At 54.1% G+C, this 25,289-nt stretch carries 19 protein-coding genes and 2 tRNA genes; 11 read left to right on the top strand and 10 right to left on the bottom strand.

Features of this window, described 5'->3' with window-relative positions:
• Positions 1-16: 16 nt before the first annotated feature.
• The 3 genes from K0I31_RS11140 to rmuC all read right to left on the bottom strand — a co-directional run bounded on the left by K0I31_RS11140 (position 17) and on the right by rmuC (position 4,740).
• The gene (locus K0I31_RS11140) at positions 17-928 is read right to left on the bottom strand and encodes an AAA family ATPase (RefSeq protein WP_220078412.1); all 912 of its coding nucleotides are present in this window, start codon (positions 926-928) and stop codon (positions 17-19) included.
• A 307-nt stretch (positions 929-1,235) separates the two neighbouring features.
• Positions 1,236-3,173, bottom strand: coding sequence for a transglycosylase SLT domain-containing protein (locus K0I31_RS11135; RefSeq protein WP_220078411.1), 1,938 nt, complete (start codon positions 3,171-3,173; stop codon positions 1,236-1,238).
• A 91-nt stretch (positions 3,174-3,264) separates the two neighbouring features.
• Positions 3,265-4,740: a DNA recombination protein RmuC gene (gene rmuC / locus K0I31_RS11130; RefSeq protein WP_220078410.1), complete on the bottom strand. Its 1,476-nt coding sequence runs from the start codon at positions 4,738-4,740 to the stop codon at positions 3,265-3,267.
• 181 nt (positions 4,741-4,921) lie between these two features.
• Between rmuC and msrP the strand changes: the two genes are divergently transcribed.
• Entirely contained in the window at positions 4,922-5,947 is a 1,026-nt protein-coding gene (msrP, locus tag K0I31_RS11125) for a protein-methionine-sulfoxide reductase catalytic subunit MsrP (RefSeq protein ID WP_258406478.1), read from the top strand.
• A 38-nt stretch (positions 5,948-5,985) separates the two neighbouring features.
• Positions 5,986-6,603: a protein-methionine-sulfoxide reductase heme-binding subunit MsrQ gene (msrQ, locus tag K0I31_RS11120; protein WP_220078409.1), complete on the top strand. Its 618-nt coding sequence runs from the start codon at positions 5,986-5,988 to the stop codon at positions 6,601-6,603.
• On the opposite strand, the gene K0I31_RS11115 is transcribed toward msrQ, so the two are convergent.
• Positions 6,600-7,958: a GGDEF domain-containing protein gene (locus K0I31_RS11115; RefSeq protein ID WP_220078408.1), complete on the bottom strand. Its 1,359-nt coding sequence runs from the start codon at positions 7,956-7,958 to the stop codon at positions 6,600-6,602. The two genes, msrQ and K0I31_RS11115, sit on opposite strands and share 4 nt — an antisense overlap.
• 14 nt (positions 7,959-7,972) lie before the next feature.
• Positions 7,973-8,953 carry an ABC transporter substrate-binding protein gene (locus tag K0I31_RS11110; RefSeq protein ID WP_220078407.1) on the bottom strand — a complete coding sequence of 327 codons (981 nt, stop codon included), beginning with the start codon at positions 8,951-8,953 and terminating at the stop codon, positions 7,973-7,975.
• A 225-nt stretch (positions 8,954-9,178) separates the two neighbouring features.
• Here K0I31_RS11110 and K0I31_RS11105 point away from each other — a divergent pair, with 225 nt between their 5' ends.
• The gene (locus tag K0I31_RS11105) at positions 9,179-10,825 is read left to right on the top strand and encodes a methyl-accepting chemotaxis protein (RefSeq protein WP_220078406.1); all 1,647 of its coding nucleotides are present in this window, start codon (positions 9,179-9,181) and stop codon (positions 10,823-10,825) included.
• Between the two features lie 35 nt (positions 10,826-10,860).
• Here the strand turns inward: K0I31_RS11105 and K0I31_RS11100 are convergent, their stop codons facing one another.
• Complete coding sequence (locus K0I31_RS11100) at positions 10,861-11,175, bottom strand: hypothetical protein (protein ID WP_220078405.1); 315 nt, start codon at positions 11,173-11,175, stop codon at positions 10,861-10,863.
• Between the two features lie 209 nt (positions 11,176-11,384).
• Here K0I31_RS11100 and K0I31_RS11095 point away from each other — a divergent pair, with 209 nt between their 5' ends.
• Complete coding sequence (locus K0I31_RS11095) at positions 11,385-11,879, top strand: putative 4-hydroxy-4-methyl-2-oxoglutarate aldolase (protein WP_220071560.1); 495 nt, start codon at positions 11,385-11,387, stop codon at positions 11,877-11,879.
• 37 nt (positions 11,880-11,916) lie between these two features.
• Entirely contained in the window at positions 11,917-13,761 is a 1,845-nt protein-coding gene (locus tag K0I31_RS11090; protein WP_220078404.1) for an AsmA family protein, read from the top strand.
• Between the two features lie 244 nt (positions 13,762-14,005).
• On the opposite strand, the gene K0I31_RS11085 is transcribed toward K0I31_RS11090, so the two are convergent.
• Together K0I31_RS11085 and gloB are read right to left on the bottom strand one after the other, a co-directional pair.
• A complete protein-coding gene (locus K0I31_RS11085; protein WP_220078403.1) occupies positions 14,006-15,541 on the bottom strand; it encodes a LysM peptidoglycan-binding domain-containing protein in 1,536 nt (511 codons plus the stop codon).
• Between the two features lie 98 nt (positions 15,542-15,639).
• A complete protein-coding gene (gene gloB, locus K0I31_RS11080; protein ID WP_220078402.1) occupies positions 15,640-16,419 on the bottom strand; it encodes a hydroxyacylglutathione hydrolase in 780 nt (259 codons plus the stop codon).
• Positions 16,420-16,556: 137 nt separating this feature from the next.
• On the opposite strand from gloB, the gene K0I31_RS11075 reads away from it, so the two are divergent.
• On the top strand, positions 16,557-17,279 hold the full coding sequence (locus K0I31_RS11075) for a methyltransferase domain-containing protein (RefSeq protein WP_011865911.1): 723 nt from the start codon (positions 16,557-16,559) through the stop codon (positions 17,277-17,279).
• A 44-nt stretch (positions 17,280-17,323) separates the two neighbouring features.
• Here K0I31_RS11075 and rnhA read toward each other — a convergent pair whose 3' ends face one another.
• Positions 17,324-17,800 (bottom strand): ribonuclease HI, encoded by a 477-nt coding sequence (gene rnhA, locus K0I31_RS11070; RefSeq protein ID WP_220078401.1) that lies wholly within the window; start codon positions 17,798-17,800, stop codon positions 17,324-17,326.
• Positions 17,801-17,868: 68 nt separating this feature from the next.
• Between rnhA and dnaQ the strand changes: the two genes are divergently transcribed.
• From dnaQ to K0I31_RS11045, 5 genes are all read left to right on the top strand, one after another.
• Positions 17,869-18,597: a DNA polymerase III subunit epsilon gene (gene dnaQ, locus K0I31_RS11065; RefSeq protein ID WP_011865909.1), complete on the top strand. Its 729-nt coding sequence runs from the start codon at positions 17,869-17,871 to the stop codon at positions 18,595-18,597.
• 10 nt (positions 18,598-18,607) lie between these two features.
• Positions 18,608-19,930 carry a TIGR03503 family protein gene (locus tag K0I31_RS11060; protein WP_220078400.1) on the top strand — a complete coding sequence of 441 codons (1,323 nt, stop codon included), beginning with the start codon at positions 18,608-18,610 and terminating at the stop codon, positions 19,928-19,930.
• Positions 19,931-20,047: 117 nt separating this feature from the next.
• Positions 20,048-20,124: transfer RNA gene (locus tag K0I31_RS11055), tRNA-Asp, on the top strand.
• Positions 20,125-20,173: 49 nt separating this feature from the next.
• Positions 20,174-20,250, top strand: a tRNA-Asp gene (locus K0I31_RS11050).
• Between the two features lie 415 nt (positions 20,251-20,665).
• Positions 20,666-22,597 (top strand): cation:proton antiporter, encoded by a 1,932-nt coding sequence (locus K0I31_RS11045; protein WP_220078399.1) that lies wholly within the window; start codon positions 20,666-20,668, stop codon positions 22,595-22,597.
• Positions 22,598-22,702: 105 nt separating this feature from the next.
• Here the strand turns inward: K0I31_RS11045 and fadE are convergent, their stop codons facing one another.
• Complete coding sequence (fadE, locus tag K0I31_RS11040) at positions 22,703-25,150, bottom strand: acyl-CoA dehydrogenase FadE (protein WP_220078398.1); 2,448 nt, start codon at positions 25,148-25,150, stop codon at positions 22,703-22,705.
• Positions 25,151-25,289 lie beyond the last annotated feature (139 nt).

Genomic DNA, 25,289 nt, shown 5'->3' with positions numbered 1-25,289 from the left:
GCTTAATAAGTGAGGCTTACAAGATGGGGTTGGTGCTGGCGAGCAGGCGCTGGGAGAGGGCCTCACCCTGTTGCTGACTGGTGTGTCTTAGCCTGTGTTCGGCCACGGCGGCAAATACCGCCTGCACATCGTCGGGCACCAGATAGTTGCGTCCCTGAATGAAGGCCCAGGCTTTGGCGGCGTTGAGCAGCGCCTTGCTGGCCCTGGGTGATAGCCCGTAACCTTCGTTGAGCTTGCGCGAGCCTTTTACCAGGGCGAGAATATAGTTGAGCAGCGCCTCAGAGGCCTTAACCTTACTCACCTGAGACTGCAGCTCAATCAGGGTGAGTGGGTCGACACAGGCGGGCAGGTGTTGCAGCTGCGGCGAGATATCTTCCCCCTTCAGCATGGCCATCTCGGCGGTCTCATCGGGATAGCCGATGGAGATCCGCATCATGAAGCGGTCGAGCTGGGATTCTGGCAGGGGAAAGGTACCCGACTGCTCGCTGGGGTTCTGGGTAGCGATCACGAAGAAGGGGCTGGGCAGGGCGTGGGTAACGCCATCGACCGAGATCTGCTGCTCGGCCATGGCTTCGAGCAGCGCGCTCTGGGTCTTTGGGCTGGCACGGTTGATCTCATCGGCCAGGATCATCTGCTTGAAGATGGGACCTGGATGGAACACAAACTGGGACTGCTCCTTATCGAAGATGGAGACGCCGAGAATATCCGCCGGCAGCATATCGCTGGTAAATTGGATGCGCTGATGGCTCAGCCCCAGACTCTGAGCCATCCCTTGGGATAGGCTGGTCTTGCCCATGCCGGGCAGATCTTCGATAAGAAGGTGTCCTTTGGCGAGGATACAGGTGAGGGCCAATTTTATCTGATGGGGTTTACCCAACAGCACTCGTTGCAGCTGGTTTAAGATCGCCGTGATGTTGGTATGAGACATGGAACTCCTTAATGGCGAGCAGGTATTAATCAAAGAATAAAGTCGAAAGTCACCATGATGATGACCTTTAACTATGAGGCAGAAGTCTATGATTGGCCAGCTTTTTTCTTCTTTTTCTTAAGAGAAATATTGCTCTGAGTTTTGCCAGAATTTTGACATATCCTCTGTACTATTATCGGGGGGACTGCGGGGCCTATTGTGGGGGCTTGTTACGCGTAGCGAGGTGAGGCAAAGGTTTCATATAAGCGCCAGCCTCTTGACGGCCAGTTGGACTTATCAAGAGGCTAACTAAGCAGCTGATGAAGGGTTAATACTTGAACGCTAGCTCCTCGGCGGAGAAGAGGGCGATAGGTTTTTGCTGTCTCGCCTGGTAGATGGCGCGATAACTGAGCACCGCCTGCACATACTCGCGGGTCTCGGTGAAGGGGATAGACTCGATAAAGGCATACACATCTAGTTTGCCCTGGCTCTGCTCTAACCAGCGGGTTACCCTGTGGGGGCCTGCGTTATAGGCGGCAGTAGCCAGCACCCGATTGCCATCGAACTTGTCCAGTAGCGACTTGTAGTAACGGCTTCCCAATGCAGTATTGAAGGAGACGTCGTAGAGGCTCTTGCTGCCGCTGTATTTCATGCCGTGCTTACGGGCGGTCTCCTTTGCCGTAGCCGGCATCAGCTGCATCAAGCCGCGGGCGCCCACGCCTGATGTGGCGTAGGGATAGAAGGCGGACTCCCTGCGGGCGATGGCGCGGATCTCATCGATATCAACCTTGGCGCTCTTGCTGGCGGCCTTGAAGGCCTCGTCGGCGGCGTAGGGAAAGCGCAGCGTCATGTCGTTCCACAGCTGGCCCTGAATACTGGCCTGCACGGTCAGATCGTGCCACCGGTTGCGTTGAGCCAGCAGGGCATACTGCGCCTGTTTGTTCTGTGGATGGCGGCCAAGCAGCAACACCCATTCGGCGCGGGCATCGATTTTTTTATCCAGCGCCAACAGCTCTTCGACCCGGGCAAGGCCTGGGTCTTGGGCGAGCTGTGGCGTCAGGCTGTCATCGAGCTGTGTGTCTATCTGCGCCAGGTTTATCGAGGTCGATATAAGGTCGGCCGCGGTAAAGCCGTAGAAGTTGCGTTGTTTACTTAAGCTCGGCAGCGCGGTCTCGGCCATCTCTGTACCTGTCTCCATCTGACGCCTGGCTATCCAATATTGCCAGCGAGCCTTCTGCCGCTTAGCCTCGCTTAGCAGGGGCAGGTAGTTGTCCAGACTCTGATTGTCCGCCTCTCGAATCGCCCAGCGCAGGCGCAGCGCCTTAAGATCGTCGCTGTCTGTCTTGGGCAGGCGACTGTCGACGAAGGCTTTGAGCTCTGTCTCCTGAGCAACTAGGGCCCGTTTCATCAGGTAGCGTGCCAGTTTCTGCCCCTGATAGTCGCTGAAGCGATGGGCCTTTTCATACTTAGTAAACAGGCTGACTGCCTTAACAAGATCTTTTCGGGCCAGACGTCTGAGACCGGCATCGACGATATCACCATAGATGGCGGCCTTAACCTTGAAGCGTTTGGTGTGCCTCAGGCTGCGGGGATCTTGATAGACGGCCAGGAGTTGCTTGGCCTCTTTCTGGTGGGCGGTGACCTTACTGGCAAGATACTTGAGTAGGCCATACTCGCCACCGTTGAAGGCCAGTAGCATGCGCGACCAGAGCAGAGATTGGCTGCGATGGCCAGCCTTTTCCCAGGCGTTAAACAGGGGATCGCACTCCTTTGGGCGCGAATGGCCGTGGAGCCAGAGCTTCTCGGCGCCGTCGAAGGCTGCGGCCTTATCGCCCTGGCTTAGCTGGGCGCGGTAGTAATAACACTGTAAGTTGATGCTGCGGGGCAGCTCAGGGCTCATGGCGAGAAAATCTTGCCAATGTTTTTGCTTACCGGCATTTTCCAGATAGCGGTGACGGGCGCTGTTATAGAGCGGTGTGCCATCGAAGCGCGCCATAGACTCCAGTGCCTTAGCACCCGGCGCGTCGAGAATGCTATCTATCTCGGCGTGGTAGTCGAGATATGGGGTGAGGGGATAGCCATTGAGTTGCTTTCTCAGCGCCTGATAGCTGTCTAGTTGGCCCTTATCCAGGGCCTCTCTGGCATCCAGGTAGCGCTGCTGGATTGGGGTTAAGCTGGCGGCGGACAGCGTCATGGGGATGAGCGCCCCTAAGCCTAAGAGGAGATAACGTTTTGCCTGAAAAAGTGTGCCTAACCGCTTTGGCATTGTCTTCCTATCCTTGTTTTCCTGCAGTGCTCGATTCGTCCAATGACGCAGATTTACCCATCTACTTACCCATTTACAGTGTAACGCCGGATCAATTCAGTTTTATGTCATGCTCCAGGTGGTCGCTGAGAGCCTTGTCGAGCAACTGATTATCCAGCTGCTTGTTGGTGGTGACCCCCATCTGCTGCATCTGATGGGCTTGGCGGATCAGGTTGCCCTTCCCCGTGCTCAGCTTGCCCATGGCCGCCTGGTAGTGCTTGTCCAGCGACTCCACCGCGCGGCCAATCTTTTCCATGTCTTCGAGATAGCCGCATAACTTGTCGTAAATCTTACCCGCCTGCTTGGCAATCAGCTGGGCGTTCTGGTTCTGATATTCATAGCGCCAGATGTTGTTGATGGTACGCAGCGCCACCAGCAAGTTTGTCGGGCTCACCAGCATGATATTGTTCTCCAGCGCATAGTTGATCAGGCTGGGCTCATGCTCGAGTGCCAACAGGAACGCGGGCTCCAATGGAATAAACATTAGCACATAATCCAGGCTTGTTAAGCCGTGAAGCGCTTGATAATCCTTTTGACTGAGGCCCTTGATGTGGTTGCGGATAGACAGGCAGTGCTCCTTGATAGCGGCCGCCTTGACGGTCTCATCTTCGCTGTTGAAGTAACGCTCGTAGGCCACCAGCGACATCTTGGCGTCGATCACCACATCTTTGTTTTCCGGCAGATGTACTATCACGTCGGGCTTGAAGCGTTTACCGTTGTCGTGTTTGAGATCCTGCTGGGTCTCATACTCGTGACCCTCTCTGAGGCCGCTCTCTTGCAGCACGCGCTCGAGGATCACTTCGCCCCAGTTGCCTTGCTGTTTGTTGTCGCCCTTAAGTGCCTTGGTGAGGTTGATGGCATCCTGACTCATCTGCAGATTTAGCGCCTTGAGCGATTCCAGCTGATGCTTGAGGGCGCTACGTTCATTTTGCTCAACCGTGTAAGATTCCTGGACTTGCTTTCTAAAACCTTCAAGCTGCTGTTTGAAGGGAGACAGCACATTAGAGAGCTGTTGCTCGCTCTCATGCTGTATACGCTGCGCCTTAGCATCAAAAATTTTGTTGGCGAGATTTTCAAACTGTTGGGTCAGGCGGGTCTCTGATTCATGCAGGTGCTTAATCTTGTCTTCCAGTGCCTGCTGCTCTGTCTCAAACTTTACCGTCAGGGTCTGCTGAATAGCATTAGACTTGGACAGGGCCAGTTGCGTCTCCATCTGTTTACGTTGGCTCTGTTGGAGCTGCTGCTCGAGATCGTCTGCGCGCTGGGCCTGGGCCTGGCTCATGCCGAGTAGATTAATCTGGTGTTCAAGCTTCTGGTTGAGCTGGGCGATATCGCTACGCTTCTCTTCCAGGGAGGCTTCCAGCAGCGCGATGGCCGTGGTGTGCTCCTGGACTAGCTCCTCTCTGACCCTCTGCCACTTATTTCGGGTGAGTCGCTGATTGAGCAGGGCACCGATCAGTAGTGCTAACATGGCCACCGCGCCTAAGGCGATGATTTGTGGGAGAGATAAAGGAAGTTCTGTCAACATAGTCGATACCCGTTATAAGCTTGGCGTTAAGCCTCTCACGAGGCCAGTGCAGGTTCAAGGGGAGATAGGGCAAATGACGAACACTTGTTCGTTAAATATTATTTAGGTGAAATTTTTTAAGGGTTTTGACTATCTAATTAAGCATGGGCTGAAACGCAATGGATAAAAGGTGGTAACAGATATGGCGAAGGGCATCATGGGTACAGGAAGAAAGGCTTGGCAAGAGAAGAGTGCGCACGTCACGCCAGAGGCGGTATTTAACGATAGACGCAACATCATCAAGGCGCTCGGCCTCGGCGCACTGGGGGCAAGCATACCTGGTCAGGTGCAGGCAGGGCTGTTTGATCTGTTCGGTAAATCTGAGCCCCACGCCCCCTTTGTGACGCATCCGTTAGCCTTTAGCGGCAACAAGGCTTACGGCCAACAGGAGATCCTCACCCCCGAGAAGAAGGTGACCACCCATAATAACTACTACGAGTTTGGTACCAGCAAGACAGATCCCTTCGAGAATGCTCAAGGCTTTAAGGTGGATCCCTGGACGCTGAGGGTAGAGGGCATGGTAGACAACCCGCTGACACTGGATCTGGAAGATCTGACCAAGTTGCTGCCACTGGAGGAGCGCATCTATCGCCTGCGCTGCGTCGAGGCCTGGTCTATGGTGATCCCTTGGGTGGGCTTTCCCCTGAAGGCGCTGCTGGCTAAGGCCGGGGTCAAGGCGGGCGCGACCCATGTTGCCTTTGAGACCCTGTTCGATCCCGACCAGATGCCGGGGCAGAAGAGCCGTTTGATGGGCGGCGGTATACATTACCCCTATGTCGAAGGGCTAAGGCTGGATGAGGCAACCAACGAGCTTGCCTTTATGGCCGTCGGTCTCTATGGCAAGACGCTACCGCCGCAAAACGGCGCGCCCATCCGTCTGGTGGTGCCCTGGAAATATGGTTTCAAGAGCATCAAGTCGGTGGTGCGGATCCGCGTGATGGACAAGCAGCCACCCACCAGCTGGAATCAGTTGGCGCCTCACGAATATGGCTTCTACGCCAACGTGAACCCTGAGGTGGACCATCCAAGGTGGTCTCAGGCGACGGAGCGTCGCATAGGTGAGGGCGGGATCTTCTCGGCCCAGCGTATCGCAACCTTGCCCTTTAATGGTTATGGCGAGCAGGTAGCCCATCTCTATAAGGGGATGAACCTGCGGCAGTACTATTAAGCCTTCATTTATTAAAGTGACCCAGTAAGGAGAAGCCTTTGTTTCGATTGCAAGCCAGGCATCTGTTGCCCTTAAAGATAGCTTTTCATCTTATCGCCCTGGTGCCCTTGGTGGTGCTGGTGTGGCGCGTATTAAATGACCAGCTTGGGGGCGACCCCGTACAGTACATCATCCACTACACCGGGATGGGGGCGATCAATTCTCTGATCGCCGTGCTGCTGATCTCGCCGGTGGCGAAACACTTTAAGTTAGGCCTCTTGATGCAAACCCGGCGCTTGGTGGGCCTGTATGTGTTTGCTTATGCCAGCTTACATATCTTGGCCTTCTTGAGTCTGGATTTGCTGTTCGCCTGGCAACTGCTGCTGAGTGAGATTGTTAAGCGCCCCTATATTCTGGTAGGCGCCACCGCCTATCTTATCTTGGTGCTGCTGGCGATCACCTCCTTTGCAAAGGTCAAACGCGCCATGGGGCGTCGCTGGCAACAGCTGCATAACTGGGTCTATCTGGTGGCCTTGCTGGCACCTATCCATTTTTATTGGTCGGTGAAATCTGAGGTGATAGAGCCGAGTCTTTATCTTATCGGCTTGATTTGCTTGCTACTTATCCGGGTTAATCTCAAGCAGTTGCAGCGGCGACTGTCGCTGCGGGCCAACTAGCCCACCTGGCTTTCATCTATTTGACTCTCGTCTACCTGGTGTTTGTCAACCTGGCGGGCTACCTGCTCGGTAAAGCGGTGGCTGTTCCCCTTAACCTGCTTGGCTTGGTACATGTTGTCGTCGGCGACTTTGATCAGGCTGAGACGGGAGAGTTCGTCGCGCGGATACATGGCCACGCCTATGCTGACGGTGAGTGAAACCGTGGTGCGGCCACAGACGATAGGTGGTGAGATCTGACGTATGATCTTATCGATCACTATGGTCACCTCTTCGATGTCGTTGATGGGTTCGAGCCAGACCACGAATTCATCTCCCCCCAGGCGGCCGCAGATGTCTGAGCTTCGCACCGCACTCTGTATACGTCTCGCCGCCGTCGACAGCACCTTGTCGCCATTGTCATGGCCCAGGCTGTCGTTAACCTGCTTAAATTTATCCAGATCGATAAACAACATGGCGGCGTGCATCTGGGTGCGTTGACAGCGGGCGATGGCGGTATCTATCTGGCGCTCGAAGGCGCTGCGGGAATAGAGGCCGGTGAGATCGTCGTGCTCCGCCACATACTTGAGCTTTTGAGTCTGGCGCTTGAGTTGCTTGGTCTGCGCCGCCACTTCGCCCTGAAGTGCCTCCTTGCGTATGGTGGTCTCCTTGAGCTTGTGGGTCATGGCGTTAAATTTCTGCGCCAGTATCGCCAGCTCGTTCTGGTGGACTATCTCGATATGACTGTCCAGATCCCCCTGGCTGAGTTTGCTGATCCCCATCTTCATGCGGTGCAGGCTCTCTCTGAATGCCTTGAGAGTCGACATGGTAACCAGCAGCGAGATGACTGAGCCTGCCAGCAGGAAGAGAATCGTGGACGAGAGGATCTGCGATTGCTGCTCGGCCAGGCTGTCGATCACCAGACGCTGTAGACTGGTGAGATCTTCACTCATCGACTGTATCGTGATGTTAAACCGGGTGGTTAACATGCCGCGGGCGGAGGTGATGCCCCGTTGTGCCGGCGAGCTCATATGCTGCTGGGTGAGTTTGAGTAGTGCGGCCAGGCTGTCCGCCTGACGATTCAAATTGGTGGTTAATACTTTGGTTGCGGGCGCCAAGAACTGCGCCTCGGCAAGCTTGGCTTTGAGCTGTTGATGAGCGTTGAGGGTCTGGGTCAACACCTCTTCATCCTGAAACTCCTGCAGGGCCCAGAGCCGGCTCCTGAGCACGTCTATGCTGCTTTCCAGCTGCATGATATGGGAAAGCTGCTGCAGGTTCTCCTGCTGTATGTGTCTCAGCCCGGCAAAGGTTAACAGTATGGTAGTTGTCAGAAAAAGGCTGATAAAGAGCAACAATTTCAACCGGGTATTGATCATCATTTGCTGTTAACGTCCTAGTTATCGAGCGCCTGCTTGAGTGCTGAATCATCCAGAAGCAGCCTAAAATCCGGGGTGGTCTGTGCATCGACGGCGCCGCTGGCAATGGCCCAGCGTGCCTGCGCATGTAAATTTGAGATCAGTGAGTTATTTAAAGATAGCCGAAATACGTAATCATTCCACGCCCACTCCAGTTCGGACAAGGAGATATCCAGATAGTCGCTGATGATCTGCTTGGCACTTTGAGGGTGCTGATTAATAAAGTTTTGTGCACTCTTTAACGCCCGCAGAATATCAGCATGCTGCTTTTCATGTAGCCTGGCGTTGACCGCCGAGGTGACCAGGTTGAATGAGAGGTTGTAGATCCCTTTACCCGGATACTGGTAGATGGCATCGCCATGCTCTTCGATCAGCTTATAGCCGAAGGGTTCCCATACCGAGATGGCGTCGACGTCACCGGCCAGCAGCGCTGGCCCTAACGCCTGGGGGGACATGAATACCTTCTGAAAATCCTGCTGTTGATGACCACTGATGATCAGGAACGCATCGGCAAAGAACTCGCTGGAGCTGGCTTTGACCATGCCTATCTTCTTATCGCTGAGCTGGGTGATGCTCTTGGGTTGTTCATCGTTGAGGGTGAGTAGCTTGAGATCGTTATCCGACTCGACAAAACTTGCCAGCAATCGAAAGTCGCTGCGCTGAAAGCCGTTGAACATTATCACGGTTTCCGAGCTGGTCGCCAGATCCGCAACGCCCTGTATCATCGCCTGAAAACAGAGGTGACCACCGCGCAGTGGAATAAGTTCGATATCCAGGTTGTAGGGCTTAAACAGCTCAAGCTCCCTGGCGATGATCAGCGGGGCACTCAGGGGCGTGGTAGAGGTTGCTATTTTTAACTTAATGGGTGGTTCGGTAGCGGGCGCCTTGCCACCCCACCAGTTGATCGATAAGAGCCCCATAACGACTAAGACCAGAAGCACTATTCCCTTAGCTTTCATCGTGAAAGATTACCCTTATAAAAAGTACTGACACTTTAGTTTAGTTGTTATCGGCCGACACAGACGAATAATTAACCAATAGGTATTATATCCTGCTTTCGACCCCTGTTTATTCCACTAAAGTATGCATTTATAGGTAGTTAGCGGCTTTGACAAAAGGTTTTGAATGGGCGAGATTTAAAGGGCTGTCCTATTTTTCCTGTCACTTGCCTTAAGGTGATCGCCATGAACGCCATTTACGCCCTGTTTCGCAAGTTTAAAATTGCCCATCGTTTGCTATTTATGTTGCTGCTTGCCATCGTCGCGACCGGCATCATGTTTGTGTTTGCGTTGGCAAATATCGAAGAGGTCTTGGTTAAGGAGAAACAGGCTAAGTTATCGGCCCTGTCCGACGTGGGCGAGAAGGTGATCAGTCAGTTTTATGAGGCGTCACAGGCCGGTAGCATGAGTGAGGAAGAGGCCAAGCGCAACGCCATCGCCGCCCTGGATGCCCTGAGGTATGAGGGTAACGAATATTTCTGGACCATAGATAGACAGGGGGTCATGGTGCAGCATGCCTTTGCCAAGAAGCTGGTGGGCACCAATGTCTTGGGGATGAAAGATCCCAATGGTGTCAGGCTATTCGAGAAGATGGTGACAGGTACGGCAAACAGAGATTATGCGCTGATCGAATATATGTGGAATCGTCCCAATGCCTCGGCGCCGAGCCCTAAGATGAGTGTGGTCAAACGCTTTACTCCCTGGGGATGGATAGTCGGCACCGGCATCTATGTGGATGATATCCAAGAGGAGATGCAGGCCTTCATCTACAAGTATCTGCTGATCTGCATTGCGGTGTGGCTGCCGGTGATCCTGATCTTAGGGGTGATTTCCCGCAGTATCTCGGCGCCCATGGCCGACACCATAGCCGCATTCGAAAATATCGCCCGCGGTGAAGGCGACCTCACCTTGAGGCTTGAGGAGTCGGGCGGGGATGAACTTAAGCAGGTGGCGGCGAGCTTTAATGAGTTCGTTGCCAAGATACAGGCGCTGGTCAATTCGGTGAGCGCCTCAGTGACTCACAGCCGCGAACTGGCCGAAGGGCTTGCGGATATCTCGGCCCAGGCCAATATGGTGACGGCCAATATGCAGGCGGAGACCCAAAGTGTCGCTACCGCCATCAATGAGATGTCCATGGCTTCCTCCGAGGTGGCGTCTAATGCCCAGCTTGCCGCCGATAGTGCCGGCAGCGCCGATGGCGAAGCCGATGATACCGTGACCGTGGTCGATGGCGCCGTGGCTAAGATCAAAGGTCTGTCGAATGAGTTAGAGGTGACTGCCGATGAGGCTCAGGCGTTACAGATAAGCTCGGGTAAGATAGGCCAGATCTTGGATGTGATCGTCGGCATCGCCGAGCAGACCAATCTGCTGGCGCTTAACGCGGCTATCGAGGCGGCGAGGGCCGGTGAGGCAGGGCGCGGTTTTGCCGTGGTGGCCGATGAGGTGCGCACCCTGGCCAGTCGAACTCAGGAATCGACCCAGGAGATCAATGCCATCATAGAGGCTATCCGCGCCTCGGTAGACAGTGTCAACGCCTCGGTGGCCAGGGCCAAGGCGCAGTCGGAGCAGACGGTGGGTGAAACCAGTCAGGTGGTGGAGGCGCTGCAGACCATCAAGTCTTCCATCAGACAGATCTCCGACATGAATATCCAGATCGCCACGGCGACCGAGGAACAGAGCGCGGTGATCGCCGAGTTGAATATGAATGTGACTCGGATTAACGATATTTCGCTGGAGAATCAGCAGAAGAGTGAAGAGATTGGCAGTACTAGTGAGCAGATAAAATCGGGCTCGGCGGATCTTGAATCCCTTATTTCGACCTTTAAGCTGTAATGGAAAATAACCTGCTATCTGGCAGGTTATTTGGATTACTTTGTTCCATGCTGCATGATCTCAAGTACGCGGTCGTAAGAGATACCATATTCGCGGGACAGGTTAATCACCTTGGTCTTATAGGTTTGGATGTTTTCCTGGCGGGCCAGATTGGCCTGTTCTTCGTCGACCAGCTTGCCAACGACCTCTTGTAAAATCATCAATCTGCGCAGGTTGAAGTCTAACGATCTAAGATATTTATCCATCTGCGTATGGGTGCGGGCCTGACTCAGTTCGCTGCTGTGTTTTTGCTCGTAGCCATATTCGTCGAGAGCAGCCATTGCATCATGTAAATTGAGATGATCTGTCATGTGATTCCATTATCGCTTGGTCGATATTGGTCAATATCGACGTGTCTATTAGCCAGGGTCTTGTGTTTATTATCTTGATGATTTAATCGCCAACCTATATTAGCGAAGGCACATTCTAAAACCGATCGAATTTAAATTCATCTAATTTTCATTTTATATTCGCCTTGTTATAGTAACTTAACTTTTCTCAGTTCTGCAGGGAGGCTGCAATGCAAGATCTACTGCCCGATCTATTTGACCACTATGAGACTCAACTGTCGTTATTGGCGCCCCATTATCGACAATTTGGCCAGAAGCGAATCTTCTGGGGAGAGGTGGTCACGGTGAAGTGTTTCGAAGACAACTCCAAGGTCAAGCAACTGCTGGGACAGCCCGGTGAAGGCAGAGTCCTGGTGGTGGACGGCGGCGGTTCGAATCGGCGCGCGCTGCTTGGCGATATGATTGCCCAGAGTGCAGTGGACAATGGTTGGAGCGGCATAGTGATCAACGGTTATGTGCGTGATGTCGGCGCCTTGGCGCAGATGCCCATTGGAATTCAAGCACTTGGCGCTAACCCCATCAAGACGGATAAACGGGATCTTGGCGATGTTAACGTTACGCTTGAGATAGATCGCGTTATAATAAAGCCAGGTATGATGCTTTATGCCGACGATAATGGCGTTGCCGTGTCGTCAGAGCAGTTGGATCTCTCGCAATTGGCCTAACGGGCCAATTGCTCACCCTTACCAGACGGAACCTGTTATGAAATTTGTAAAATGGCTACTCATAGTATTTGCCTCCCTTTTCCTATTATTGATCGCCTATCTCACCCTTATATTCGATCCCAATGACTTTAAGCCGCAAATTGTCGAGGCGGTGAAAAAGCAAACCGGGCGCGATCTACTTATCAAGCAAGACCTCAGCTGGACCTTCTTCCCCAGCATAGGCATCGCCCTTGGTGACATCAGCCTGTCGAATCCTGAGGGGTTCAAACATGACACTATGCTTAAGGTCGACGGCATAGTGGCCGAGGTGGCACTAATGCCGCTGCTGAGTAAAGAGGTGGAGATCGCCCAGCTGAATTTAGATGGCCTGACCCTAAACTTCGACAGCTATAAGAATGGCCGCAGCAGCATGGATGGATTAACGTCCACTGGCGAGAAGGCCGATAAGGCTGGCGACAAAGCCGGTAGCGATGGGGCCGCTCAGGGTAGCGTGCAGCTGAGTAGCCTGAATATTGGTGGCATCGCCATCACCAACACTCAGGTGAATCTTTATGATGAGGCGACGGGTAAGACCCAGGCACTGACACTTGAATCCTTAACCTTAGGCGAGTTCTCTCTGGGGCAGTTTGCCGATCTGGGTTACAAGTTCTCCATGACCCAGCCTGAGATGAAGGTCAGCAGCCAAGGTAAGGGACAGATCAAGGTCGACCCAAGTCTTGCGAAAATCGCCATCAAGGATTTTGAGATTGAGAACAGCCTGGAAGGGGATGCCATTCCCAACAAGCGCATGAACATCAATCTCACCACTCAACTCGAGCTGGACAACAACGCCAAGACCATGGCCTTGGTGCTCTCAAGCCTGAATATCGAGCAGATTAAGGCCCAGGGCAAAATGTCGGTTAATTACGGTGCCAAGGTGCCAGATGTGGTGGCCTCGATGAGCTTTGGCGATGTCGATGTGACGCCATTTATGGCCAAAGATGATGGCACTAAGGGCGAAGATAAGACGGCTAAAGGTGAGGGCACGGCGCCTGCCAAGGAGCCTGACCTTAGCGGCATGAAGGCGGTTAACCTCAAGCTGGATCTCGATGCCAAGTCTGTGACTGCCGATAAGATCAAGACAGAGAACTGGTTGATGAAGCTGACCCTGAAAAATGGTGTGCTGGATGTCAGCCAGCTAAGCGCCGAGCTCTATCAGGGTAAACTACTTGCCAGCGCTCAGCTAGATGGCCGTAAATCTGTGGCCAGCTACCGCTTCAACAAGAAGATCTCCGGTATTAAGGTGCGTCCTTTGCTGACCGATGCCGCCGAGGTCGACATGCTGGCCGGTACCACTAATTTTGAGGTGACAGGCAGCGGCCACAGCCTGATCCCGGATAACATCAAGCGTAACCTCGATGCCAAGGGACAGTTTGAGATCGCCGACGGTGCCCTTTATGGGGTGAACATTCCGCAGATGCTGCGTGACGCCAAGGCAAAACTCGGTGGTAACCTGAATGCGGCCTCCAGCGGTGAGAAGAAAACCGATTTCACCAGCCTGACTGGCAGCTTTACCATGGCCAAAGGGATAGTGAACAACCCGGATCTCAATATGGCATCGCCGCTGATTCGTTTACAGGGTAAGGGCAATGTGAATCTACTCTCCGAGGCGATCGATTATGCGTTGAAGACTTCGGTGGTCGGCTCGTTAGAGGGGCAGGGCGGCGCGGAGAAAGACGTGCTCTATGGCGTCGAGATCCCCTTTGCCATCGCTGGCACCATCAGCGAGCCTAAGTTTTCCCTCGATACCGCAGCCCTGTTCGAGTCCAAGTTGAAAAAGGAAACCGAGAAGGCGACCGACGAGCTAAAAGACAAGCTGTTTAAGAAGTTAGGCGGTCTGTAAGCGAGCGCTGTAACCGATAAACAAGCGCTAACAAAGAGCACTAACAAAAGAGCACTAACAAAAAAGCACTTATAAAAAAGCGATGCCGAGACATCGCTTTTTTGCGTGTGGTAATTGCTGCTTAAATAAAAGCTGTCATAAAGGTAAAGCAGTCATGAAAGTAACGCTGTCATACTTGGTAGTGTGTGAGATTACACCCGAAACTTTAAACCCGGACTTTAACTCCGGTCTTTACATCCGAGATTTACACCCTAGATTTAGTCACATCCACATACAGAGTCAGCTTCTGGCCTGGTTGCAGGTACTTCTTGGTCGAGAGGCTGTTCCACTTCACCAACTGGCTCACGCTGACATTAAACTTAGTGGCAATCTTAGCCAGTGAGTCGCCGGAGCGTACCGTGTAGTTCACCGTGCGGGTCACCGCCTTGCTGTCGCCCTGTTGCCAGATCACCAGCTTCTGTCCGATAGAGAGGGGATCCTTTGGCGCCATACCATTCCACTTGGCAAGCTTGGCAACGCTCACCTTATGCTGCTTGGCGATCAGCCAGAGGGAGTCGCCAGATTTTACCTTGTAACTCAGCTTATAGCCGCTGCCGCCGGACTGACGCTTTTGCAGGCGCTGCTCGGCCGAGAGCAGATATTTTGCCGGATCCTTGGAGGAGACAGGGATCAACAGATGCTTACCTGCGATGATGCGGTTGTTCTTAATGTCATTTACCGCGCGAAGGGCCGACGGTGTAGTGTTAAAACGCTTGGCGATCAGCCCCAGGCTATCGCCGGACTTGATCTTGTAGCGCTGCCACTTGAGACGCTGGTCTTGGTCGCTGGCGGCCAACTTGGTCTCAAACAGCTCGGCGTGATCCAGGGGGACCACCAGACGGTGTGGGCCTTCGGGCGCCGTCGCCCACTGGTTAAAGCCTGGGTTGAGCGAGTGCAGCTCGTTGAGCTTCATGCCGGCCATGTCGGCGGCCAGTGCCAGATCGATCTGACTGCCTACCTCGACAACCTTGAGCTGTGGCTCATTAGGAATGGGATAGAGGGAGATGCCGTAATCATCGGCGTTGGCGATCACATCGGCCAGTGCCAGTAGCTGAGGCACGTAGCGCTCAGTCTCCCGTGGTAAGTCAAGTGCCCAGAAGTCGGTCGCCAGCCCCTTGGCCTCGTTGCGCTTAACTGCGTTGAGCACCCGGCCTTCGCCCGTGTTATAGGCGGCGATGGCGTACAGCCAGTTGTTGTGCGTCTTCTGGTAGAGGTATTCCATCATATCCAGCGCGGCAACGGTGGCGGCGGGCACATCGCGGCGACCGTCATACCACCAGTTCATCTCCAGGCCAAAGTGTTTAGCCATGGGGGCGGTAAACTGCCACAGGCCTGACGCGGCGCCGTGGGAATAGGCGAAGGGATCGAAGGCGCTCTCGACGATCGGCAGCAGCGCCAACTCTATCGGCAGGTTGCGCTTCTCAATTTCTTCGACGATCAGATACATGAAAGGCTCGGCGCGCTCAGATACCCGGGCCAGGTGCTGTGGGTGTTTCAGATACCAGTTACGGTATTGATTGACCAGTTTCTGGTCCGGTACCGGGAGGCTAAGTCCTAGCCGGATACGTTGCCACACATCGGTGATCTTAATCGGCTCAGGCTCGACAGGAGCGATAACTTGAGGCTCGACGACCACGGGCGCTGTGGTGATCGCCGGCGCAACCGGTTCCGGCTGGGTAAAAGTTTGACAGCCTGTGAGCAGAGAGAGTCCCCCTGCGACCAGGACAATGGGTAAGCGCATCGACAATAATTCCTTACTTTTGGGTCCCTCTCGGCAAGGCGATAACCCTTGGGCCGCCTCGGTGGGGACTTAATTAGCGCGCCATTGTATAGGAATTATCAGAAATTGTCCTTCCATTGACGTAGAAGCGTGAAACTGGTGGCGTCATCTGTCACATCCTGGGCGAAATGGCGACTCAGATTCTGTTTTATGCTTGCCTGCTCAGGGCGCAGGAAGGGGTTGATCTGCTTCTCTAAACCTATGCTGGAGGGCAGACTCGGAAGGTTCTGGTCACGAAGCTGTTTAACCTTGGCGGCATGGGCGATGAGGGCCTCATTGTCATTTTCGACAGTCAGGGCAAACGCCAGATTTGCCTGAGTATATTCGTGGGCGGGATAGACTTGTGTATCGTTATCGAGCTGCGCCAAGGTTTGCAGGGATAGGCGCATCTGAGCTGGGGTGCCCTCAAACAGTCGGCCGCAGCCGGCGCTAAACAGGGTATCGCCGCAGAACAGATGAGCGTCAATCAGGTAGGCAATGTGTCCCAAGGTGTGGCCGGGAAGATGAAAAACCGCGGCGTCACTGTCGAGTTTTTCTGGCTTAACGGACTCAGTTTGCCCCGAGATAGGATGATTGATCCCTTTGATGTTTTCGTTATCTGGGCCGTAGACAGTGAGTTTATGGTCATGGCTTGCCTGTAGCTCGGCGATGCCACCTGTGTGATCGCTGTGGTGGTGGGTGATTAAGATGCCATCGAGCACAATTTGATGTCGCTCGAGATAGTCAAGAACCGCCTGGGCATCACCGGGATCGACCACATAATGACCGCCGCTATCTTTAGCATGAATCAGCCAGATATAGTTGTCGTTGAAGGCGGGGATGGGGGTAACAGTATGCATACTCGTCTCTCACAGGGATTGGGTGACACGGATTTAGTTTACTGAGCAAAGCTATTGCGTGTATAGCGCTTTAAGGATTTAATACTAAAATAGTCAAATCATTAGGGAAACCGGAAAAGTGAGTCGCGGAGTGGCCAGTGTCCTTTAATGTGATAAAACCCCAGGCTTGGCAGGAGTTGCCCAACGGCTTGTGGCTGCAAGAGGCCATCGAGGATAAGCTGATGCCCTGGTGGCCCAAGGTGTTTGGCTATCATATGCTCTGCATGGGGCCCCTCAGTCATGCGCTTGAGAAGCCTAACCTGCCAATCGGCCGTGAGTTTTCCCTGTGTGAGTCTGCCTTGTGCTGCCTACAGGGAGAGTATTCCCAACTGCCGATTCAAAATGGGGTGATCGACGCCGTGGTCTGTTCCATGTTGCTCGATTTCGAGGCCAATCCCTATAGCGTGCTGCGCGAAACCGACCGGGTGCTTATCTCCGGTGGCTATCTGTTTATCATAGGTTTTAACCCTCTGAGCCCGGCTTTTTTTGGTAAGATGCTCCCCAGTCGTCAGGAAAAGCTCCCCTGGAGCGGCCGTTTCTTTACCCCCGCCAGGGTCAAGGACTGGCTCGGCCTGCTGGGCTATCAGGTGGTGGGCGATGAGCGTTTGGTCTACCATCATCTGCTCAGTGAGATCCGCGGCGATTCCATCTGGCAGCATGCGCTGCAGGCCTGGCTGCCTGGCAGTGGCAGCGTCTATATTCTGGTGGCTCGCAAGTTGGACTCGCCCATGACGCCTATCCTAGACAGGCAGAAGGTGCGCCAGCCTAAATGGTCTACCGCGCCAACCGCGGGCAGGGTCAAGCAGTTTAAGCTTAAGTAATTAAGTGTTAAGTAATGAGGCGTTAATTAGTTAGGTGTTAAGCGCTAGCCTTTCGCCTGATAGCCTGTGTCTACCTCACTCGGGCCAGCCTCGGCGGCTTCTCGCGCCAGGGTATCGCAGCGCTCATTCTCGATATGACCCGCGTGGCCCTTTACCCAGCGCCAGTCTATCTTATGTTCACTGGTGGCGGCATCTAGGCGCTGCCAGAGGTCGACATTTTTCACCGGTTCCTTGGCGGCGGTGAGCCAGCCGCGATTCTTCCAGCCATGGATCCACTGGGTGATCCCCTGGCGCATATATTGGCTGTCGCTGGTGAGAATGATCTGGCAGGGCTCCTTGAGCGCCTCCAGCGCCATGATGGGGGCCAGGAGTTCCATGCGGTTGTTGGTGGTCAAGGCGAAGCCGCCGCTGAGTTCCTTCACGTGGGCCTTATATTTCATCACCACGCCGTAGCCGCCGGGCCCCGGATTGCCCAGGCAAGAACCATCGGTAAAGATTAAGAGTTGTTTCAGTCCGTGCATCAAGTTGCTACCATAGCCAAATAGGACTGCAGTATACCCAATATTTTTTTGTAAAAGCGTGTAATTATATGAATATTATCTCCAATGCTAAGCGCCAAGTGATTCTCGATACCGAAACCACGGGTATGAACCAGGGGGCCGGTGCCGTCTATTTTGGCCATCGTATTATCGAGATAGGCTGTGTCGAGGTGATTAACCGTAAGCTGACCGGCCGCCATTTTCACGAATATATCAATCCGATGCAGGCGATCGACGAAGAGGCGATCACGGTGCACGGTATCACCAACGAGTTTGTGGCCGATAAGCCTGTCTTTGCCCAGATAGCCCCAGCCTTCCTCGAGTTTATCGACGGCGCCGAGATTGTGGCACACAACGCGAACTTCGACGTGAGCTTCATGGATCACGAGTTTTCGCTGCTCACCCCCAGGGGACCCAAGACCACTGATATCTGTCAGGTGCTGGATTCGCTGGAGATCGCCAAGTTTCTTCACCCAGGCCAGAAGAATAACCTGGACGCCCTGTGTAAGCGTTACGGCATAGATAACTCGCGCCGCGAACTCCACGGGGCATTGCTGGATGCCGAGATCCTGGCCGATGTTTACCTCATCATGACGGGGGGACAGACCAAGTTTGAACTCTCAAATGAGAAACCGGGGCAGGAGAGCGGCGGCATCATACGGCTCGCAAATAATCGTCCAAGTCTTAAAGTGATCGGCGCTTCGGCCGATGAACTGAATATGCATGAGCAAAGATTAGATTTAGTCGAAAAATCAGGACAATGTATTTGGCGAGGATAAACGTCATCCTATGAGAAATTGGCTGCTACGCGCGATTTTCACCTCAGGATTATTGCTGCTTACTTTGAATGCCACGGCCCAGGTCGTGCCATCATCCCAGGCGAGCGAGCTTAAAAACCGTTTCAGGATCGATCATATGGTCGATGAGCTGACCCTGTTTGTGCAGCGCGACTATGGCAGCGCGCCTGTGATCATCGTGCTGCCCGACGGCAGCAAGTGGTATGTCTCGCGCCATCCAGAGTCGGTGCAGTGGGTCGATGGCTTAAGCGGCGACATCATCACCATCAAATCTCCCATGCCTGGGCCTTGGCAGTTGCTAGGTAAGGTCGCTAAGGGGTCTAAAATTGATAAGGTCTCCAAGCTGGGGATTGAGGTCGACCCCATGCCACAGCCGCTCTATCAGGGTGAGCGTGTCAAGGTAACCGCCAAGCTGTTAGGCGACGAGCAGCGGATGCGCATGCCTGGACTGGATTACTTGGTGGACTGGACGGCGAAGTTCATCAGCGAGCACAGACCCGGGGACGAGAACTTTGCCGCCGGTACCTTAATCGTCGGCAGCTATAAGGATAACGGCGAAGGCTTGGATGGCGCTCCCGACGATGGCATCTTTACCGCCGATATCAACCTCAATCAGCCCTGGGGCCACTATCGTTTTCTGGTCAGCGCCAAGAACAACACCTTCAGCCGAGAGGTTGGCGGCGACATCGTCTTGCTGCCCATGCCGGTTTCCCTCTCTGTCATCGCCCCGAAGGATCACCTTAAAGGCCGCTGGCAGGTGGAGGTGATTGTCGATGATGAGCAGTTGCAGCTGGCAAACACCCATTTCGAATTTGAATTAGTCGGCCCCGCCGGGCTGCAGCTGACCCTGCCGGTGCAAAGTGTTACCGATAAGCGTATGCAGTTGACCCTGCCTCAGGTGTCTGAGTTCGGCAGTTATCGAATCAAGGGGATTGCGGCGGCCACCTCTGTCTCCGGGCGCGAGGTGCTGCTCACTCTGCCTGAGAAGTTCTTTAATCTGGTTCCACCACCCGAGCCACCGCCAACGGCTGAAGAGCTGGCGGCCATAGCGGCCAAGAAGGCGGCTATAGCCGAGGCCAAGGCAAAAGATGATGCTATGTTCTGGATAGTTACTGTGAACCTTAGCCTCTTGGTCTTGGGCACGCTGGCGCTACTGGTGTGGCGCAAGCGACAAAATCTTAAGCAGGCGCTGGCGGTAACCGCGGCGCGCCTCGAAGAGCAGCGGGCTAAGGAGATAGGGCCGACCCTGGATGAGATCGACCTGACCATGCCGGAAGAGGACGATCTAAAAGGCGCCGAGCCGGAGAAAAGCTAGCCGCTCTTGTTGAATAATCAGGCTTGGTTGGCGAATTTTTAACTGATTAGTTTGTTTCAGGAAAAAAGTTATTGACGGGACTAGGTGGCCTAAGTATTATCCTTCGCAACTTGATGTGGAGCGGTAGTTCAGTTGGTTAGAATACCGGCCTGTCACGCCGGGGGTCGCGGGTTCGAGTCCCGTCCGCTCCGCCAGTCAAGTACCTAATTTTGATGAGATGCCAAGGCGTTTTATCCGAGTTTAGGAGCGGTAGTTCAGTTGGTTAGAATACCGGCCTGTCACGCCGGGGGTCGCGGGTTCGAGTCCCGTCCGCTCCGCCAACTACATCGAAGCCTCGTCAGCAATGACGGGGCTTTTTTGTATCTATTTTTCTTTGATTTGCATAGGTCCCAGATTACCAGGGTTTTAGGATAAGCACTGTAGCTCAGTTAGTTAGCGCTTTTGAAACCATGGCGGCATGTCATACCGGAGGGCGCAATTTCGAGTCCTGTCCAACTCTCCGACAAGATTCAGGTCTCAATGGTGAAGGGACGAGCAATCTTTCCAATATCTTGTTTCTGTAAGGAGCAGACTCTCCAAACTGCGCTGCTCGCATCCAGTTGTCCTATACATTTGAGCTGACAGTGTTATCTTGCAAACAAAGGGAAAGTAGGCGTGCTATTTAGTCGCCCGTCTTGGCTATACTCATGCTAGTTACTGGGACGAGTCAGCCTTAGCGCATTAAGGATAAAAATAATGGTAGAAAAGATCACGGCCATGTTGGGGTTAGTGGGGATCTTGTCAATCGTGTGTCAGTGGCTCGGTTGGCGGCTGCGACTGCCGGCGATTCTCCCCTTGCTGCTCTGTGGTCTGTTGGTGGGGCCAGTTTTTAATTTGCTGGATCCCGACGCCATTTTTGGCGATTTGCTGTTTCCAGTGATCTCCCTCGGTGTGGCGGTGATCCTGTTTGAAGGTGCCCTGACACTCAATTTCTCCGAGATCCGCGAACATGGCCGCATGGTGACCCATCTGGTGTCACTCGGCACCTTAGTCACCTGGCTCTGTATCGGCGTAGCGACGCACTTCATCATGGGGTTCTCTTGGGAGCTGGCCATGTTGTTTGGCGCGCTGGTAGTGGTGACCGGCCCTACGGTGATCGTGCCTATGCTGCGCAGCATCAAGCCAAAATCGCAACTGGCCAGTATTTTGCGCTGGGAAGGGATAGTGATCGACCCCATCGGCGCCTTGCTGGCCGTCTTAGTATTTGAATATTTGACTGTGGCCGCCGAGCCCGCCAGTCATGTGCTGTTATCGCTGTTTTCCATGCTGGGTGTCGGCCTGGGACTTGGCGCCCTGTTTGGTTATGGCATAGGGGTGATGCTGCGCCGTGCCTGGGTGCCGCATTATCTTAAGAATACCGCCGTGCTCACCATCATGCTCGGCGCCTTTGTGGCCTCTAACCTGCTGCAGGAAGAGTCTGGCCTGCTTACCGTGACCGTGATGGGGATCTGGCTGGCGAATATGCGCGGTGTGGATATTGGTGAGATCATCGAATTTAAGGAGACGCTTACCGTACTCTTCATCTCGGGCCTGTTTATTCTGTTAGCGGCCAGATTGGACTCTACCGCGCTAATGCAACTGGGATGGCAGGGGCTGGCGCTTTTGCTGGTGGTGATGTTTGTCGCCAGACCCTTAAGTGTCTGGTGCTGCGCCGTGGGCACCTCGCTGCCTCGCGCCGATAAATGGTTTCTCAGCTGGGTGGCTCCGCGGGGGATAGTCGCGGCGGCGGTGTCTTCACTGTTTGCCATCAAGCTTGAGCGCCTCGGGGTGGCGGGCGCCGATAAGATAGTGCCGCTGGTATTTTTGATCATCATAGGCACAGTGGTGTCGCAGAGCCTCACGGCCGGGGCCTGGGCGCGGTTCTTAGGGGTGAAGGCGGGTTCCGCTCAGGGGCTGCTGATTTTTGGCGCCTCCAAGTTTGCCAGGGAGCTGGCCAAGGTACTGCTTCAGAAGAATGTGTCCGTGGTCTTGGCAGATAACAACTGGGATAACATACGTTTATCGCGCATGGATAATATTCCCGTGTACTTTGGTAATCCCGCCTCAGAGCATGCCGATAATGCACTGGATATGACGGGATTGGGTCGCCTCCTGGTCTTGTCTCCCTATCGTCAGCTCAATCCGCTGGTGACTTTTCATTTTCAAGATATTCTCGGCAAGAATAAGGTGTTTGGCCTGGGAAGCGGCGAGGGTAACAGCGCCCGCCATCAGTTGTCCGAGTCCTATTTGGAGCGTCTGTGTCTGTTTGGTGACAATGTCACCTATGCAAGGCTCGCCAGCACCATCGCCAAAGGCGGCAAGATCAAGAGCACCAGCCTGACGGAGAACTTTAGCTTCGCCGATTTTAAGCAGCGCTACGGCGAAGGCGCCTTACCGCTCATCTATCTGCAAGAGGGTAAGGTGAAGCTTATCACCCAGGCGGTGGATGACTTACCTGTGGGCATAGAGCTTATCAGCCTGTTATCCGAGGAGGCGCTCAATGAGGCGCTGCTGGCCGACGAGAAGAAGGAGGCAGCGTCCCTTGAAGACGGTGAATGTGTGCCTTCTAGGTCAGTTGATGGGAGTCAGGAAAGTAAAAGCAGTCAGCAGCCGTCTGCCGCGACGGCAGACGAGAAAGCGGCAGGTTAATGTTTTAGTCTTAATTTTTATCGCTTCAATATTAGTTGGCAGTTTTAGGAGATAAAAAAGGAGGCGATTGCCTCCTTTTTTTACGGATCAGTTATCGCCTCGAGTTCAGGCGGCCTGATGTTGAGTCTCATCGTCTAGGGTCTGCGCTCTGAGCTCGGCTGGGTCGAAGTCATCGACATTGATTGACTTCATGCGGCCAATTTCGGCGCGCTCGAGCAGCGCCACTTCCTCATCGCTCAAGATCCCCAGTGCCTTACCTTCGGCGGCTAGCTTGTCCAGCCACATGAAGGGGTGGCGCTTACCTGTTGCCTTGCAGATCTTATCGTGCAGCGGTTCACAGGCCAGGATATCTTTAAAGGTCTGCTCCTGAATTCCGACGGCGTTGAATGGTGACGGTGTCCAGAATTGGCCTTTACCCAGGCGATCTCGGCTTGCACAAGGGGTTTGCATGATCTTAGCCACCTTATGATCCAGCACATCGCTTGGACGCTTAAGTGGACGACCAAATGGGAAGAGGATGACTCTTAGCACGCGGCCCAGTCCCATCGGGAAGTTGTTGAGCAGATCGTCCAGCGAGTCTTGCAGCTTGTAGAGGGCATCTTCAACCGCCCATTGTACCAGCACAAGATCTTCACTCTGACGGCCTTCGTCCTGATAACGCTTCAGGGTCGCCGAGGCCAAATACAGCTGACTTAGCAGATCGCCAAGACGGGCAGAGACGCGCTCTTTACGCTTGAGGCCACCGCCAAGGGTTGCCATGGCCAGGTCCGATAGCAAGGCCAGGTTGGCACTGAAACGGTTCATGTGCTGATAGTAACGCTTAGTCTTGTCCTTGTATGGGCTATTCGAGAAGTAGCTCGAGGTCAAGCCCAGCCAGAAGCTACGCACCAGGTTGCTGGTGGTAAAGCCGATATGGCCAAACAGGGCTGAGTCGAAGTCGTTCAGCGACTTGTGCATGTCAGGGTCAAACGCCGCTTCCATCTCGGCCAGTACGTAAGGATGGCAACGGATCGCCCCTTGACCATAGATGATCATAGAGCGGGTCAGGATGTTAGCCCCCTCAACGGTAATGGCGATAGGCGCCGCCTGATAGCCACGGCCCAGGTAGTTGTTCTCGCCAAGACAGACGCCTTTACCACCGTGAATGTCCATGGCGTCGATGACGCATTTCTGCATTCTGTCGGTCAGGTGATACTTAACGATGGCCGAGATCACCGATGGTTTCTCGCCAAGATCGATACCTGTGGTGGTCAGGGTTGTGACCGCATCCATCAGATAGGCGTTGCCGCCGATGCGAGCCATTGGCTCTTCGATACCTTCCAGCTTACCGATAGGTAGCTTGAATTGACGACGAATGCGGGCGTAGGCGCCTGTGGCCACCGCTGCGGTTTTGATGCCGCCGGCTGAGTTAGAAGGTAGTGTGATGCCGCGTCCAACCGAGAGACACTCGACCAGCATGCGCCAGCCCTGACCGGCCATCTCTGGACCACCTATGATAAAGTCCAGGGGAACGAACACTTCGTTGCCGCGTGTCGGACCATTTTGGAACATACAGTTCAGCGGGAAGTGACGACGACCGGTTTCGACGCCAGGCACATCCGTTGGGATCAGGGCGCAGGTGATGCCCAGCTCTTCCTTGTCGCCCAGCAGTTTGTTGGGATCTTGCAGCTTAAACGCCAGACCCAGCACGGTCGCAACCGGCGCCAGGGTGATATAGCGCTTGTTCCAGGTCAGTTTCATCCCCAGCACTTCTTCGCCTTGCCATTGGCCTTTACAGACGATACCAAAGTCAGGGATGGCGCCGGCATCCGAACCCGCTTCAGGGCTGGTGAGGGCGAAACAGGGAACTTCGAGGCCTTTGGCCAGGCGAGGCAGATAATGATCTTGCTGCGCCGGGGTACCATAGTGCTGTAGCAGCTCGCCGGGGCCGAGTGAGTTAGGCACGCCAACGGTTGAGGCCAGCTCACTGGAGACGCCCGCCAGCTTTTGCAGCACGCGAGACTGGGCATAGGCAGAAAATTCCAGACCACCGTACTTCTTCTTGATGATCATGGCGAAGAAGCCGTTGTCTTTGAGGTATTGCCAGATAGACTCTGGCAGATCGCCGAGCTGATGAGAAACCTGATGCTGGTTGAGCATCTTACACACTTCCTCAACCGGTCCTTCGATGAAGGCCTGCTCTTCGGCAGTCAGACGGGCGACCGGATAGTTGTGCAGCTTCTTCCAGTTTGGCTTACCGGCAAAGAGATCCGCTTCCCACCAGGTGGTACCGGCTTCGATCGCTTCTTTTTCGGTGGAAGACATCTCCGGCATGATCCCTTTATAGAGTTTCAGCAGCGGACGGGTGATCACGCTTTTTCTGAAGGCGCCTATGTTAAGCGGTAGGGCGATGGCCAGGAAGACCAGCCAGGCAAGGGGGGAAATGCTCGCGGTTGCTGTACCCAGTGCCATCACGATAGCCGCGATGATGGTCGAGGTCAGCAGGGATACTCTAAGGTAGGCTAAGGCGCCTAACGCAAAGAGCATCACAAAAATCCAAAGTAAGCTAGTCACGGTAATTCTCCTTCAATAGCGACCGAAAGCTGCTCTATGTCAGCATTTTTTATATGACCATAATCACAATTATAGATGCTGGTCAGACCTGTGTCGCATAAAATCTAACCCTATGGCGGGTTTTATACAAGCATTTTTC

Source organism: Shewanella spartinae, from assembly GCF_019457555.1.
GTDB lineage: Bacteria > Pseudomonadota > Gammaproteobacteria > Enterobacterales > Shewanellaceae > Shewanella > Shewanella loihica.
Note: the sequence above shows the minus strand (reverse complement) of the source record. Positions and strands in the feature narration are given on the sequence as shown.

Excerpts from the sequence above, each read along its gene's own strand:
- K0I31_RS11140 (WP_220078412.1), bottom strand. The coding sequence starts at position 928 with ATGTCTCATACCAACATCACGGCGATCTTAAACCAGCTGCAACGAGTG.
- K0I31_RS11135 (WP_220078411.1), bottom strand. The coding sequence starts at position 3,173 with ATGCCAAAGCGGTTAGGCACACTTTTTCAGGCAAAACGTTATCTCCTC.
- rmuC (WP_220078410.1), bottom strand. The coding sequence starts at position 4,740 with ATGTTGACAGAACTTCCTTTATCTCTCCCACAAATCATCGCCTTAGGC.
- msrP (WP_258406478.1), top strand. The coding sequence starts at position 4,922 with ATGGCGAAGGGCATCATGGGTACAGGAAGAAAGGCTTGGCAAGAGAAG.
- K0I31_RS11115 (WP_220078408.1), bottom strand. The coding sequence starts at position 7,958 with ATGATGATCAATACCCGGTTGAAATTGTTGCTCTTTATCAGCCTTTTT.
- K0I31_RS11110 (WP_220078407.1), bottom strand. The coding sequence starts at position 8,953 with ATGAAAGCTAAGGGAATAGTGCTTCTGGTCTTAGTCGTTATGGGGCTC.
- K0I31_RS11105 (WP_220078406.1), top strand. The coding sequence starts at position 9,179 with ATGAACGCCATTTACGCCCTGTTTCGCAAGTTTAAAATTGCCCATCGT.
- K0I31_RS11100 (WP_220078405.1), bottom strand. The coding sequence starts at position 11,175 with ATGACAGATCATCTCAATTTACATGATGCAATGGCTGCTCTCGACGAA.
- K0I31_RS11095 (WP_220071560.1), top strand. The coding sequence starts at position 11,385 with ATGCAAGATCTACTGCCCGATCTATTTGACCACTATGAGACTCAACTG.
- K0I31_RS11090 (WP_220078404.1), top strand. The coding sequence starts at position 11,917 with ATGAAATTTGTAAAATGGCTACTCATAGTATTTGCCTCCCTTTTCCTA.
- K0I31_RS11085 (WP_220078403.1), bottom strand. The coding sequence starts at position 15,541 with ATGCGCTTACCCATTGTCCTGGTCGCAGGGGGACTCTCTCTGCTCACA.
- gloB (WP_220078402.1), bottom strand. The coding sequence starts at position 16,419 with ATGCATACTGTTACCCCCATCCCCGCCTTCAACGACAACTATATCTGG.
- rnhA (WP_220078401.1), bottom strand. The coding sequence starts at position 17,800 with ATGCACGGACTGAAACAACTCTTAATCTTTACCGATGGTTCTTGCCTG.
- dnaQ (WP_011865909.1), top strand. The coding sequence starts at position 17,869 with ATGAATATTATCTCCAATGCTAAGCGCCAAGTGATTCTCGATACCGAA.
- K0I31_RS11060 (WP_220078400.1), top strand. The coding sequence starts at position 18,608 with ATGAGAAATTGGCTGCTACGCGCGATTTTCACCTCAGGATTATTGCTG.
- K0I31_RS11045 (WP_220078399.1), top strand. The coding sequence starts at position 20,666 with ATGGTAGAAAAGATCACGGCCATGTTGGGGTTAGTGGGGATCTTGTCA.